The organism is Paraburkholderia sp. BL21I4N1 (assembly GCF_002973525.1).
Lineage (GTDB): Bacteria > Pseudomonadota > Gammaproteobacteria > Burkholderiales > Burkholderiaceae > Paraburkholderia.
Genome location: NZ_PVEN01000025.1, coordinates 38,563 through 51,107, shown reverse-complemented (window position 1 = coordinate 51,107; position 12,545 = coordinate 38,563). Strand labels below are relative to the sequence as shown.

The following is a 12,545-nucleotide window of genomic DNA, read 5'->3' as shown; positions in this document are numbered from 1 at the left end:
TCGTTAAAGCAGTCGAGGAGAGTTAGATGGGGCAGATTCTATTCATCGTGTGGCGGGAAAGTGTCGAGGCGTTGCTGGTCGTCGGCATCCTGTACGCGTGGCTGAAAAATGGCGACGACGATGCGCGTCGCGGTTTGCCGTACCTGTGGGGCGGCGTGGTGGCCGGGTTGATCGCGGCCGTGGCGCTCGGCGCCGCGCTGGTCGGTTTTACCGAAGTGCTGTCGGGCGACGCCCAGGATTATTTCCAGACTGCGATGGTGCTGGTCGCCTGCGTGCTGATCGTGCAGATGGTGCTGTGGATGAAGCAGCATGGCCGCTCGCTCAAGCGCGACATGGAACAGTCGCTGCGAAAGAGTCAGCGCGATTCGAACTGGTGGGGCGTCGCGTTGCTGGTGGCGCTGGCGATCGCGCGCGAGGGCAGTGAGACGGTGATCTTTCTGTACGGGCTGGGCTTCGGTCAATCGGGTCACGTGGACGGCAGTCAGATGCTCGCGGTCGTGATCGGCCTCGGTCTCGCGTTCCTGACCTTCTACGTGCTGCAACTGGGCGGCAAGTTCTTTTCGTGGCGGCTGTTTTTCCGCGTCACCGAAATGATGCTGCTGTTCCTTGGCGCGGGCTTGTTCCAGACCGGCGTCGACAAGCTGATCGACAAGGAATTCCTGCCGACGCTCGTCGACCAGATGTGGAACTCGTCGGCGATTCTCGATGATTCGAGCACCCTCGGTTCGCTGGTCGCGACGCTCACCGGTTATCGCGCGCATCCGGCGTTGATGAACCTGCTCGCTTATGCCGTGTACTGGGCGATCGTCTACCTGCTGGTGCGTCGTGCGAATCGCAAGCCGGCGCAGCAAGCGGCGGGGCGCGCAGTATGAGTCGCGTGATGACCCGTCCGGGGCGCCTCGCCGCGGCCGGGCAATGGATGCAGCGTCATGGTTCCGCGATTCGCGGCATCCAGTGGGTGGTGGTGGCGGTGTACGCGTTTCTGATTCTCGTGCCGGCGGTGATGCCGCTGCCGGACGACACCGCGCATCTGTGGACCAACCTGACGCTCGCCGCGCAGTTCGTGTTCTGGGGCATCTGGTGGCCGTTCGTTCTGCTGTCGATGGTAATGCTCGGACGTGTCTGGTGCGGCGTGCTGTGTCCGGAAGGCGCGCTCGCCGAATTCGCCAGCAAGTACGGTCGCGGCTGGGCGATTCCGCGCTGGATGCGCTGGGGCGGCTGGCCCTTCGTCGCGTTCGGCATCACCACGATCTACGGTCAGATGGTGAGCGTCTACCAGTATCCGAAAGCCGTGCTGCTGGTGTTGGGCGGCTCGACGTTCGCGGCGATGATTATCGGTTTGCTCTACGGGCGCGAGAAGCGCGTCTGGTGCAAGTATCTGTGCCCCGTCAACGGGGTTTTTTCGCTTCTGGCGCGCCTCGCGCCGTTCCACTACAAAGTCGATGAAGCCGCGTGGCGTCATTCGTACAAGAACGGCGAGCATGGGCATCGCGTGATTCCGATCAATTGCGCGCCGCTCGTGCCGTTGCGCAACATGAAGGGCGCGTCGGACTGTCATATGTGCGGCCGTTGCAGCGGTCACCGCGATGCGGTCGCGCTGACGTGGCGCGCGCCGTCGACGGAAGTGGTGCAACTCGGCGACAAACAGGCGAACGCCTGGGACACCGCGTTGATCCTGTACGGCCTGCTCGGCATCGCGATCGGCGCGTTTCATTGGACCGCTTCGCGCTGGTTCATCGACCTGAAGATGTTCTTCGCGACGTGGCTCGTCGATCACGACATTACCTGGCCGCTCGAAACCAATGCACCGTGGTTCCTGTTCACGCATTATCCCGAGCAGAACGATGTGTTTTCGTGGCTCGACGGCACGATGGTGATCGGCTACATCGTCGCCACGGCGCTGGTGTACGGCACGGTGCTGCTGGTGTTGCTGGCGGGCGCGACGCGCATGCTGGGGCGTTTTAGCACGGTGCGTTTGCATCATTTGACGCAAGGGCTGATTCCGATTGCCGGCGCTGGCGTGTTCCTCGGCTTGTCGGCTACGACGCTGTCGCTGCTGCGTGCGGAACATGTGTCGTTGTGGTGGGCGTCGGATCTGCGCATCGCGATTCTGGCGATCGCCAACCTGTGGAGCGCATGGCTCGCGTGGCTCGTGACGCGTCGCTATAGCGAGCGCTTCGTACAGCGCGGTCTCGCCATGTTGTGGTTCGGCGGCGCGCTCGCGGTGGTCGACAGCGCATGGTGGCTGATGTTCTGGGGCTGGGCTTCGAAATAGCGTCAACGGTATTGCGCCGCTATCGCCTTCGCCGAGGCGCATGAACAAGCCGACCCGTGCCGCCAAACAAAAAGCCGTGGGATGAATTTCATCTCCACGGCTTTTCCATTTTCTGCATGTCCGGCACACGATGTTTCGTGTTGCCGTATCGAGTGAGAACCAAAAAAGCGGCTTGGCTTGCTGCGACGGCTGGCTTGGTGTCTGCACGAAGGGGTCTAGTTCTCACGTGCAAGCCGTCGTGGCTGGCTACTGCCTAACACCTCTCGAGGAGGTGGTCCCCACAATACCCGGTACGTACTGCTATGTTCGGTGTTACTTCGTCAGAATTAGCTTGCCCAAGCGCGTTGCACGCAGCTGGTAGGTTTCGCCGTTATGCAGAATGCTGACGTGACTATTGCCCTGCAGCAAAGCGTCGCTGCGAACAACTCGATCTGACGTGCCGGCTGCACCGTTGGCGCGATCCGCGACAGGCTTCGCCGCGGTTGCCGTTGCCGTTGCCGTCGACGGTTTCGGACGGCTGGTCAGCGCGGCCGCCGGGCGGCGCAGGCTGAGTGTGGAAGGGCGCGTGAGATCGGTCATTCGTTTTAGCTGTTGGTCGATTCGATGGATTAATTCTAAATGATAACTATTCCCATTTACAAGAAAGAGAAATTCATCGGTTTCGAATTTCGATAGCTAAGTGGACCTGGGTACTCGTAACGGGGAGACATGAACGACCGCCTGCGACGGGCGGTCTTTGCGCTCAATGCGCAGCGCGGGCAGGGCGCCCGCGCGTACTTCAAAGCTTCAGTACTTCAGTGCAACGAACCCGGTTCCTGCCTGGTCTGCACAAACTGGCGGATCAGTCGCACGGTATCGATATCGTTCTCGCGATACGCCGACTTGACGATCTCCTGCGTCTGATGCGCGTCGGGATCCGTCGACTCCGGCAGCGTCGTCGCGTATTCGAAACGCAGAAACAGCTGTAGCTCGTCCGGCTGCTCGATGGTCATGGTCAGCGAGCCGCCGACGTGGTCCGCGGTCGGCAGGATGTCGTAGCGTACGCTCTGGCCGTCCTGCAGCGTGACGCGGTCACGCACGGTCGCCTGACCGTAGTGCAGTTCCCGTTCGATGACATTGCCGGCGCGCGACAGGATCGTGCAACTGTCGAGACCTATCACGAACAGTTGCGGCTGTTCGGCGCGCAGTACGAGACCCTCCCACAGTTGCGCGCGGGTCATCGAGTCGACAAACGGATTCAACGGGTCGTTGATCTGGATAAGGTGTTCGAAATTCAAAACGACGGCTTCCTATGAAAGCGTTGCAATACGTGCGGTCCACGCCGCCGTGGCGAAGCGCTGTTCGCCGCTGCCCTTGCCGCTTAAGCGACGGCGAGGCCCGAACGGATCGTGATCGGATGCGTGAGGATCTTGTGAACTGGGCACGCATTGGCAATTTGCAAGAGCCGTTCCCGCTGCTCGTCGGACAGATCACCTTCCAGCACGATCTTGCGGTCGATGGTCGTGCCCGCATCGCCGTTTGCCAGCGAGAGCTCGACGCGCACATCGTCGAGCGGCCATTCCTTGCGCTGGGCGTACATTTTCAGCGTGATCGACGTGCAGGCGCCGAGGCTCGACAGTAGCATCGCGACGGGCGTCGGGCCGCGGTCACCGCCGCCGGCTGACTCGGGTTCGTCGGCGAGCCACGTGTGCTTGCCGTCGTCCAACAGGACCTGGAAATTCGTCGAGCCGATGTGGGCGGTGACGGGGGACTCTGCCATGCGCGCTCCTGAACAGGGACGGAAATTGCCGCGCGCCGCGTCCCGTTATGGATAAACGGCGCGGCGCGTGGAATGAATCGCTATTGTGAACGAATTTAACGGGCTTCGTGACTGGGCTGCGGTGCCCGCGCCGATGCGCTCAGTGCGTGATCGCGCCCATCCGCCCGGCCTGGTAGTCGACCACGGCCTGACGGATCTCGTCCTCCGTGTTCATCACGAACGGGCCGTAGCGCACCACCGGTTCCTTCAGCGGCACGCCGCCCAGCAACAGCACGTCGAGTGGTTCGGCGCCGGCCGTCAACGTGACGCATTCGCCGTCGTTCTGAAACACCACCATTTTCCGCGGGTCGATTTCCTGGCGTGCCTCGCCTTCGCCATAAAAGCCTTTGCCCGCCAGGCTATAAGCGAACACGCGATAGTCGGGCGGCACGGGTTGCCGGATCGTCGCGCCGGGCTGCAGCGTGAAATGCTGGTAGAGAATCGGCGTGCGCGTTTCGATCGCGGCTTTCACGCCGAGCGCCTCGCCGGCGATCACCTTGACTCGGACCTGGCCGTCCTCGGACGTGGCGACCGGAATGCTCGACGACGGCATTTCCTGATAGTGCGGCGCGATCATTTTGTCGCGGCGCGGCAGGTTCACCCACAACTGCAGGCCGTGCACACGTCCGCCAGTCCGTACGAACGACGGGTCAGGCATTTCGCTGTGTACGACGCCCGCACCGGCTGTCATCCATTGCACGTCGCCGGCATGCAGCGTGCCTGCATGGCCCGCCGAATCCTTATGGCCGAACTGGCCTTCCAGCACGTAGGTGACCGTTTCGAAGCCGCGGTGCGGATGGTCGGGCGCGCCTTTGGCCTCGCCGGGCGCGTAGTCGATCGGCCCCATTTCGTCGAGCAGCAGGAACGGATCGAAGTCCATCAACAGGCGGGTCGGAAACGGACGGTGGACGATAAAGCCTCCGCCCTCGGTCGTGCGAACAGCGGGAAACGTGCGTTCGATCGTGCGGCTCGTGCTCATCAAAGTCACCTCAGAAAATGGGGAATAGCGTTATTTTTGAAACATGAGGCTATTATAGGGACCGTTTTCAGGGGTGCCAGCCACCGCTACGCAATGGATTGTTCTATTACTGGAACGATGAGATGAAGATCGATTCACACAATCTGAATGACCTGATGTATTTTTCGCAGGTCGTCGAACATGGCGGTTTTTCCGCCGCCGAGCGCGTGCTGGGCATCTCCAAGTCGCGCCTGTCGCGCCGGCTGACGGAGCTGGAGGCGTCGCTGGGCGTGCGCCTGCTGCAGCGTTCCACGCGCAAGCTGGCGCTCACGGAAGCCGGGCAGCTGTTCTATCAGCACTGTCAGGCGATGCTGACCGAGGCGCAGGCGGCCGTCAACGTCGTGCAGCAGTTGCGCTCGTCGCCGCGCGGCACGGTGCGCGTCAGTGTGCCGGTCACGATCTCGCAGACCATCCTGTCGCAGATTCTGCCGGAATTCATGCATCGCTATCCGGAGGTGCGCGTGGTGATGCGCGTGACCAATCGCGTGGTCGACCTGTTCGAGGATTCGATCGACGTCGCGTTGCGCGTGCGCTCCGATCCGCCGGAAAGCGCGAACATCGTGGTGCGGCCGCTGTGGCGCACGCAGCAGATGCTGGTGGGCGCGCCGAGCCTGCTGCAACAGAATGCGCCGCCGCTGCTGCCGGCCGATCTGAGCCGTTTCGACACGCTCGACGTGCCGAGCGGCGACGGGCGTCACGTGTTCAATCTGATCTCGCCCGACGGCACGCGTCACGCGCACGAACATGAGCCACGTCTCGTCACCGCCGACCTGATGATGCTTCGCGAAGCGGCGCTCTCCGGCGTGGGCATCGCCGCGTTGCCAGAGATGATGTACGGCGCCGCGCTGCGCGCCGGGCAACTGTCGCCGGTCATGCCGGGCTGGACTTTTCCGACGCCGCAGTTGTACGCGGTCTTCGTGTCGCGGCAGGGCATGGTGCCGGCCGTGCGGACATTCGTCGACTATCTGGTCGAGATGCTCGATCCGGACGAGGGCAAGCACATTACGGGCGAGTGCCCCGCGCGCGGCGAAAAAGCGGCGGCCCAACCGATGCTGGCGGCGGTGTCGTAGCTGTGTTTGCAGGCCGCGGCATCGCTTTTAGCATTTAAGCGCGGGCTGTCATGAGTACTTTCAATGACGGTTTGCTTGAATGCACGCGCTGGCGGGCCTATATTGAAATCCCTTCGCTAAGGAGTCTCTTATGCGAAAACTCATGGCCGCTATGATAGCCGGCCTGATAGGGCTGACCGCGCTGTCCGTGTCGATCACGGCTGTCGCATGCAGTGACACGACGAGCTATCAATCTTCGAATGATGGCAAGTAGTCATGCCGCCCGAAGGCGCCGAGTGCGCACAAAAAAAGGCCTTCATCTGACGATGAAGGCCTTTTACTTTTCGCCCCTGTTTTAAGGGCTCTTCTGTGTTTTGTGGCACACGGCTTTTCAAGCCGACGGTCTGCCCGCGAAGTCACTCGACGGTCGTTACCGGCTCTTGGGCTGCGTCACGAAACCGATCTTCGTGAGGCCGCCGGCCTGCGCCGCCGACATCACTTCCGCCACTTTCTCGTACGGCACCTTGCGGTCCGCATCCAGATGCAGTTCCGGCTGCGGATCCGCTTGCGCTGCTTGCGCGATCTTCGTATTCAGGGTGGCTTCATCGACCTTCTGGTCGTCCCACAACACGTTGCCGTCTGCGTCGATCGCGACCGTGACCTGCGCGGGTTTCGTATCTTCCTTCTGACTGCTCGCGTGCGGCAGATCGATTTTGACCGCGTGACGAATCACCGGAATCGTCACCATGAAGACGATCAGGAGAACCAGCATGACGTCGACGAGCGGCGTCATGTTGATTTCGTTCATCAGGCCGTCGTCATCGTCGCTGGCGAAAGGGCTCATTGCCATCGGAGTGCCTCGTCGATCAGTTGGTGCGGGCCGCGAGACGCAGGCCGTCGCCGCGTTTCGACGACGACAAACGCGCGCCCGTCACGAAGAATGCGTGCAGACCGTGCGCGAAGCGGCTCAGTTTGGCGACAACCGACTTGTTGGCGCGCGTCAATGCGTTGTAGCCGAGCACGGCGGGAATCGCGACGAACAGACCGAACGCCGTCATGATCAGCGCTTCGCCGACCGGGCCGGCAACCTGATCGATCGACGACTGACCGCTCGCGCCGATCGCCAGCAGCGCGTGATAAATGCCCCACACCGTGCCGAACAGACCGACGAACGGCGCCGTGCTGCCGATCGACGCGAGAATCGCGAGACCGCTTTGCATACGGGCGACGCTTTCATCCATGGTGTCTTTCAGGCAGCGCGTGACCCAGTCCGACACGTCCATGCGGTCATGCAGATGCGGCTGCGTCTGATGATGGTGATCGGCCGCTTCCTGGCCCGACAGCGCCAGCGCGAGGAACGGGTTGTCCTGCGGCGTCGACGATTCCGCGCCGAGCTTTTTCACGCCGTCGGCGAGATCGTCGGAATGCCAGAACGCCTGTTCGGCGTTCTTCGTGAGACGCTTCAGGCGCATCACATTCCAGGCTTTGATGACGATCACGCTCCACGACATCACCGACATGATCATCAGCGCGAGCGCGATACCGCGCGTCACGAAATCCCCTTGCGCCCACACGTGCGCCAATCCGTAGTTTTGCATTGCAATTCCTTGTTTTTAAAATCTGCCTCAATCGTTCAGATTGAAGTCGTAAGGCTGGGTGTACGCCGCGCGAACCGGCTGACCATTCTCGAGATAGGGCTTGCAGGCGCTCGCGTGGACCGCTGCGACCGCGGCGTCGTCGAGGCGGCTGAAGCCGCTGCTTTTCTTCAGTTCGACGTTCTCGATCTTGCCGCTCAGGCCGACCACGAATTTCACGTAGGCGGTGCCGGTTTCGCCACGCCGCTTTGACAGCGACGGGTAATCGGGCTTGGCGATATTGCAGTCGAGATGCGAGACGTTCTTCGGTGCGGCGATCTCCATCGTCTGACGGGCGATAGCCGGTGCGGCAGCTGCCGGTGGCGTGGCGGGTGCAGCAGGCGCCGGCGGCGTCGGATCCGGTGCGGCAATCGCTGTCGGCGACGGCGCGGCCGCTTGCGGCAGCGGCGTGGGCGTCGGCTTGGGCGTTGGAGTCGGTTTGACTTTGGGCTTGGTATGAACCGGCGGCGTCGGCTTGGGCGGGGGCGGCGCGATCGATTGCAGCGCGACCGGCGTGGCCGTTGGCGTCGGCGGCAGCAATTGCGCCGTCATGACGTGCGATTCGAGCACCGGCTGGACCGGATCGTGGCGCAACGTCAGGACCACGGCAAGCAATGCGACGTGAATCGCCGCAACCGCGGCGGTTGCGGTCAGGGCACGTGAATTCATTCGGGCGGACGGAGCCGGCGTGACGCCGGCTGAAACGGTAGGCGAGGCCTGCATGTTAGCGTGGCGGCGCGCTGTCGAAACAGCGCATCAGACAAGACATCGTCATGTTCGGAAGATCAGCAGCGAAATGAACAAAGTAGTCACGAAACCGATCAGCAATTCCATCTCAAACTCCTTTTCAACGGGTGAGCGGGGCTAGCTGGCTGGTACGGAGACTGGCTTGCTGACGGCAGTGGGATAAAGCGTAAAACGAGCGCAAAACAGGCGCGTGAAACAATGGGGACAGCGGGCGCTTTTTGCTACGCGGCCGGAGCCGCGCAGTGAAACGTGGCCTCAGGCGGCCTTGCGCTCGTAAAACGTCAGCGGGACGGCTTGCGGGTGATGCTCGAAGCCGCAACGGCTCGCGCACACGCCGCTTTGCATCATGACGTCGCGCACGGACTCGGCGCACTTGCCACAGCAGGACGCGACGCCCAACTCGAACTGAAGCTCGTCGAACGAGTCCATGCCGTCTTCGATCGAGGCACGGATCTTTCGGTCAGAAACAGACTTGCAGACACAGACAATCATGGCAGGGCGTCATAGCTAACGTTAATGCGAATTATTATCATTTTGTTTGTGGCGTTTGGCAAGCGTCCTGCATGATTTTTTGTAACAAAACCAGACTCTTAGAAGGGTTTCGTCTATAGGACGGAATTCGACGCGCGCAAGCCTGGAAGCGCAAAAAACGGGCAATGAGGAGGAAAACCGCCGCAAATGGACCCGGAAAGTCTCCCGGCAGCGCAAAAGGCGCCGCGCAGGAGCAAATTTATGCGGCTTGGGAGTTGGGCGGTGCGGTACGGCGCGAAGGGATCAACACGCGTTCGACATGGGCGTCGAGGTGCAGCAGCGTCGCGGCGAGTTGCTTCTGATGCATGCCGTCGTCGGTGGAATAAAAGCGGGGCAGAGCGGGCGGGTCAGTGTCGCCCGGCGTGGCGCGCAGACCGTGCTGGTCGAGCACCCGCTCGAGTTGGCGGGCAATGGCCACGCTCGTATCGATCAGCATCAGCCGGTCGCCGACGAGGTCGCGAATCGCCGCATCGAAAAATGGGTAGTGGGTGCAGCCGAGCACGAGCGTGTCGGCGCCCGCGTCGAGCATGGGTTGCAGGTAGCTGCGCAATAGCGCGCGCAGTTCCGCCGAGTCGACGTCGCAGCGTTCCACCGCCTGCACGAGGCCATGGCCCGGCTGGCAGAGAAAGCGGCAATCCGCGGCGTAGCGCTCGAGCAGTGCCTGGAAGCGCGCGCTGCGCAGCGTGACTTGCGTGGCGAGCACCCCGGCGACGCGGGTTTTCGACTGCAGCGCGGCGGGCTTGATACCCGGTTCGACACCGACCAGCGGAATGGACAGCTTTTCGCGAACCAGCGCGATGGATTGCGCGGTCGCCGTGTTGCATGCGACCACCAACGCCTTGGCCCCTTGCTTGACCAGCCATTCGCCGATGGCGAGCGTGCGGTCGGCGATGAAGTCGTCGTCGCGTTCGCCATACGGGGCGTACAGCGAGTCGGCCACATAGAGAAGTGCTTCGTCGGGCAGTTGCGCCCGCACCGCCCGCAACACCGACAGCCCGCCCAAACCCGAATCGAAAATGCCGACCGGCGCGCGCGACTCAGCCGCGGCGGCAATAACAGGTCGAACACCCGTGGACGGCAATTCTGTAGGCATAGGCGGAAAGGACGCGCGCGGCACGGCGGTCAACGAAAACTCAGCGAAACAGGATAGTGCGCAAGTATATCGTTCGCGCGACGCGGGTCACGAAGAACGCTGCAGGTAAAGCGCATTCTCATGAGCCGGCGCGTGGCGCGTTCCAGCCTGTTTCGCTCAGGACCCGATCGGGCCCATGGCGGTTTGCTGGTAGTTCTGAATGCCGACCTTGTCGATCAGATCGATCTGCGTTTCGAGCCAGTCGATGTGTTCTTCCGTATCGTCGAGAATCTTCGTGAAGATTTCGCGCGAGATGAAGTCTCGAACCGATTCGCAATACACGATCGCTTCTTTGCAGGTGCTCTGCGAAATCTGTTCGAGCTTCAGATCGCATTCGAGAATTTCCTTGGTTTCCTCGCCGATCAGCAGTTTGTGCAGGTCTTGCAGGTTCGGCAGGCCGTCGAGCATGAAAATGCGTTCGATCAACCAGTCGGCATGTTTCATTTCACCGATCGACTCGTCGTATTCGTGCTTGCCGAGTTTTTCGAGGCCCCAGTGTTTGTACATGCGCGCATGCAGGAAGTACTGGTTGATCGCGGTCAGTTCGTTTTTCAACTGCGAGTTGAGATATTCGATGACCTTCTTGTCGCCTTGCATGAGATGTCCTTGTAGGGGATTTGAATTTCCCAGAACAATAAACGGCGAAGCGCAAAAAGCCAAGGCAAAAATACAGTTTTATGCTTGATTTTGAAGGTTTTTTTGCGTGATGAGTAACGTTCTCATTTCAGCCGAAAAAAAGCCGGGGTACGAGACCCCGGCTTGAGATTTATCGGTTGAAGAGATCAACCTGTCTCAATACAAGTTCAAACCGTTGCGACGGGAATCTTGCCGATCTTTGCTTGCCATTCCTTCGGGCCGGTCTGGTGCACGGAGGTGCCGTTCGAGTCGACGGCGACGGTCACCGGCATGTCCTGCACGTCGAACTCGTAGATCGCTTCCATGCCGAGGTCTTCGAAGGCCAGCACCTTGGCGCTGCGAATCGCCTTCGACACGAGGTACGCCGCGCCGCCCACGGCCATCAGATAGGCGGCCTTGTGCTTCTTGATCGCCTCGATGGCAACCGGGCCGCGCTCGGCTTTGCCGATCATCGAAATGAGGCCGGTTTGCGACAGCATCGTTTCGGTGAACTTGTCCATGCGCGTGGCGGTGGTCGGGCCTGCCGGGCCGACGGCTTCGTCGCGCACCGGATCGACCGGGCCGACGTAGTAAATCACGCGGTTCGTGAAGTCGACCGGCAGCTTCTCGCCCTTCGCCAGCATGTCGGCGATGCGCTTGTGCGCGGCGTCGCGGCCCGTCAACATCTTGCCCGACAGCAGCAGCGTCTGGCCCGGCGTCCACGCGGCGACCTGTTCCGGCGTCAGCGTGTTCAGATCGACGCGCTGGCTCTTCTCGGTGTCCGGTTCCCACTGCACTTTCGGCCATGCGTCGAGCGACGGCGCTTCGAGCTTCGCCACGCCCGAACCGTCCAGCGTGAAGTGCGCGTGACGCGTCGCCGCGCAGTTCGGGATGATCGCGATCGGCTTGCTCGCGGCATGCGTGGGCGCGGCCATGATCTTCACGTCGAGCACGGTGGCGAGACCGCCGAGACCCTGCGCGCCGATGCCGAGCGCGTTGACCTTCTCGTGCAGTTCCACGCGCAGTTCTTCGATCCAGTCTTGCGGCCCGCGCGCGATCACGTCCTGAATGTCGATCGGGTCCATCAGGGATTCTTTCGCCATCACCATGGCTTTTTCAGCCGTGCCGCCGATGCCGATGCCGAGCATGCCCGGCGGGCACCAACCCGCGCCCATGGTCGGCACGGTCTTCAGAATCCAGTCGACGATCGAATCCGACGGATTCAGCATCGCGAACTTCGACTTGTTTTCCGAGCCGCCGCCCTTGGCGGCGACCTGCACGTCGACGGTATTGCCCGGCACGATCTCGTAGTGGATCACGGCCGGCGTGTTGTCTTTCGTGTTCTTGCGGCCGCCTTCGGGCGGGCTCACGATCGACGCGCGCAGCACGTTGTCCGGGTTCAGATAACCGCGGCGTACGCCTTCGTTGATCATGTCGGTGACGCCCATGGTCGCCGAACCGGACTCACTCGCCCAGCGCACGTCCATACCGACCTTCACGAACACCGTGACGATGCCGGTGTCCTGGCAGATCGGGCGCTTGCCTTCGGCGCACATGCGGCTGTTGGTGAGAATCTGCGCGATCGCATCTTTCGCGGCCGGGCTCTGTTCGAGTTCGTACGCGCGGCCCAGGGCCTGGATGTAATCGAGCGGGTGGTAATAGCTGATGTGCTGAAGCGAATCAGCAATGCTCTGAATCAGATCTTCCTGTTTGATGACGGTCATGGCTAGCTCAGTGGGGACAATG

Annotated in this window: 14 protein-coding genes; 3 read left to right on the top strand and 11 right to left on the bottom strand. The window is 61.8% G+C overall.

Translation table 11 applies throughout. The features are described 5' to 3' along the window. The first annotated feature begins 26 nt into the window (after positions 1–26). Together B0G83_RS35215 and B0G83_RS35210 are read left to right on the top strand one after the other, a co-directional pair. On the top strand, positions 27–872 hold the full coding sequence (locus B0G83_RS35215) for an FTR1 family protein (protein WP_105511913.1): 846 nt from the start codon (positions 27–29) through the stop codon (positions 870–872). Beyond that, a complete protein-coding gene (locus B0G83_RS35210; RefSeq protein ID WP_105511912.1) occupies positions 869–2,275 on the top strand; it encodes a 4Fe-4S binding protein in 1,407 nt (468 codons plus the stop codon). Before B0G83_RS35215 ends, B0G83_RS35210 begins: the two co-directional genes overlap by 4 nt. Positions 2,276–2,587: 312 nt before the next feature. On the opposite strand, the gene hemP is transcribed toward B0G83_RS35210, so the two are convergent. From hemP to B0G83_RS35190, 4 genes are all read right to left on the bottom strand, one after another. Beyond that, complete coding sequence (gene hemP / locus B0G83_RS35205; protein WP_105511911.1) at positions 2,588–2,854, bottom strand: hemin uptake protein HemP; 267 nt, start codon at positions 2,852–2,854, stop codon at positions 2,588–2,590. Positions 2,855–3,069: 215 nt separating this feature from the next. Beyond that, positions 3,070–3,552: an SRPBCC family protein gene (locus tag B0G83_RS35200; RefSeq protein ID WP_105511910.1), complete on the bottom strand. Its 483-nt coding sequence runs from the start codon at positions 3,550–3,552 to the stop codon at positions 3,070–3,072. Positions 3,553–3,635: 83 nt separating this feature from the next. Further along, complete coding sequence (locus B0G83_RS35195) at positions 3,636–4,034, bottom strand: OsmC family protein (protein WP_105511909.1); 399 nt, start codon at positions 4,032–4,034, stop codon at positions 3,636–3,638. Between the two features lie 139 nt (positions 4,035–4,173). Then, entirely contained in the window at positions 4,174–5,052 is an 879-nt protein-coding gene (locus B0G83_RS35190; RefSeq protein WP_105511908.1) for a pirin family protein, read from the bottom strand. A 122-nt stretch (positions 5,053–5,174) separates the two neighbouring features. On the opposite strand from B0G83_RS35190, the gene B0G83_RS35185 reads away from it, so the two are divergent. After that, on the top strand, positions 5,175–6,161 hold the full coding sequence (locus tag B0G83_RS35185; RefSeq protein ID WP_105511930.1) for a LysR family transcriptional regulator: 987 nt from the start codon (positions 5,175–5,177) through the stop codon (positions 6,159–6,161). A 409-nt stretch (positions 6,162–6,570) separates the two neighbouring features. Here B0G83_RS35185 and B0G83_RS35180 read toward each other — a convergent pair whose 3' ends face one another. The 7 genes from B0G83_RS35180 to B0G83_RS35150 form a co-directional block, all read right to left on the bottom strand. Continuing rightward, positions 6,571–6,990, bottom strand: coding sequence for a biopolymer transporter ExbD (locus B0G83_RS35180; RefSeq protein WP_105511907.1), 420 nt, complete (start codon positions 6,988–6,990; stop codon positions 6,571–6,573). Positions 6,991–7,006: 16 nt separating this feature from the next. Continuing rightward, positions 7,007–7,738, bottom strand: a complete 732-nt coding sequence (locus B0G83_RS35175) for a MotA/TolQ/ExbB proton channel family protein (RefSeq protein WP_105511906.1) — start codon at positions 7,736–7,738, stop codon at positions 7,007–7,009. A gap of 27 nt (positions 7,739–7,765) precedes the next feature. Continuing rightward, entirely contained in the window at positions 7,766–8,497 is a 732-nt protein-coding gene (locus B0G83_RS35170; RefSeq protein WP_105511905.1) for an energy transducer TonB, read from the bottom strand. Between the two features lie 279 nt (positions 8,498–8,776). After that, the gene (locus B0G83_RS35165) at positions 8,777–9,013 is read right to left on the bottom strand and encodes a bacterioferritin-associated ferredoxin (protein ID WP_035551619.1); all 237 of its coding nucleotides are present in this window, start codon (positions 9,011–9,013) and stop codon (positions 8,777–8,779) included. Positions 9,014–9,251: 238 nt separating this feature from the next. Next, the gene (gene murI / locus B0G83_RS35160) at positions 9,252–10,145 is read right to left on the bottom strand and encodes a glutamate racemase (RefSeq protein WP_181157166.1); all 894 of its coding nucleotides are present in this window, start codon (positions 10,143–10,145) and stop codon (positions 9,252–9,254) included. Between the two features lie 156 nt (positions 10,146–10,301). Continuing rightward, positions 10,302–10,781, bottom strand: coding sequence for a bacterioferritin (gene bfr / locus B0G83_RS35155; protein WP_105511903.1), 480 nt, complete (start codon positions 10,779–10,781; stop codon positions 10,302–10,304). A 206-nt stretch (positions 10,782–10,987) separates the two neighbouring features. Next, positions 10,988–12,523: a fumarate hydratase gene (locus B0G83_RS35150; protein WP_105511902.1), complete on the bottom strand. Its 1,536-nt coding sequence runs from the start codon at positions 12,521–12,523 to the stop codon at positions 10,988–10,990. Positions 12,524–12,545: the final 22 nt, after the last annotated feature.

Bases quoted from the DNA above. Each gene is read 5' to 3' on its own strand.
- B0G83_RS35215 (WP_105511913.1), top strand. From the start codon at position 27: ATGGGGCAGATTCTATTCATCGTGTGGCGGGAAAGTGTCGAGGCGTTG.
- bfr (WP_105511903.1), bottom strand. From the start codon at position 10,781: ATGCAAGGCGACAAGAAGGTCATCGAATATCTCAACTCGCAGTTGAAA.
- B0G83_RS35185 (WP_105511930.1), top strand. From the start codon at position 5,175: ATGAAGATCGATTCACACAATCTGAATGACCTGATGTATTTTTCGCAG.
- B0G83_RS35150 (WP_105511902.1), bottom strand. From the start codon at position 12,523: ATGACCGTCATCAAACAGGAAGATCTGATTCAGAGCATTGCTGATTCG.
- B0G83_RS35180 (WP_105511907.1), bottom strand. From the start codon at position 6,990: ATGGCAATGAGCCCTTTCGCCAGCGACGATGACGACGGCCTGATGAAC.
- B0G83_RS35190 (WP_105511908.1), bottom strand. From the start codon at position 5,052: ATGAGCACGAGCCGCACGATCGAACGCACGTTTCCCGCTGTTCGCACG.
- hemP (WP_105511911.1), bottom strand. From the start codon at position 2,854: ATGACCGATCTCACGCGCCCTTCCACACTCAGCCTGCGCCGCCCGGCG.
- murI (WP_181157166.1), bottom strand. From the start codon at position 10,145: ATGCCTACAGAATTGCCGTCCACGGGTGTTCGACCTGTTATTGCCGCC.
- B0G83_RS35170 (WP_105511905.1), bottom strand. From the start codon at position 8,497: ATGCAGGCCTCGCCTACCGTTTCAGCCGGCGTCACGCCGGCTCCGTCC.
- B0G83_RS35175 (WP_105511906.1), bottom strand. From the start codon at position 7,738: ATGCAAAACTACGGATTGGCGCACGTGTGGGCGCAAGGGGATTTCGTG.
- B0G83_RS35210 (WP_105511912.1), top strand. From the start codon at position 869: ATGAGTCGCGTGATGACCCGTCCGGGGCGCCTCGCCGCGGCCGGGCAA.
- B0G83_RS35195 (WP_105511909.1), bottom strand. From the start codon at position 4,034: ATGGCAGAGTCCCCCGTCACCGCCCACATCGGCTCGACGAATTTCCAG.
- B0G83_RS35165 (WP_035551619.1), bottom strand. From the start codon at position 9,013: ATGATTGTCTGTGTCTGCAAGTCTGTTTCTGACCGAAAGATCCGTGCC.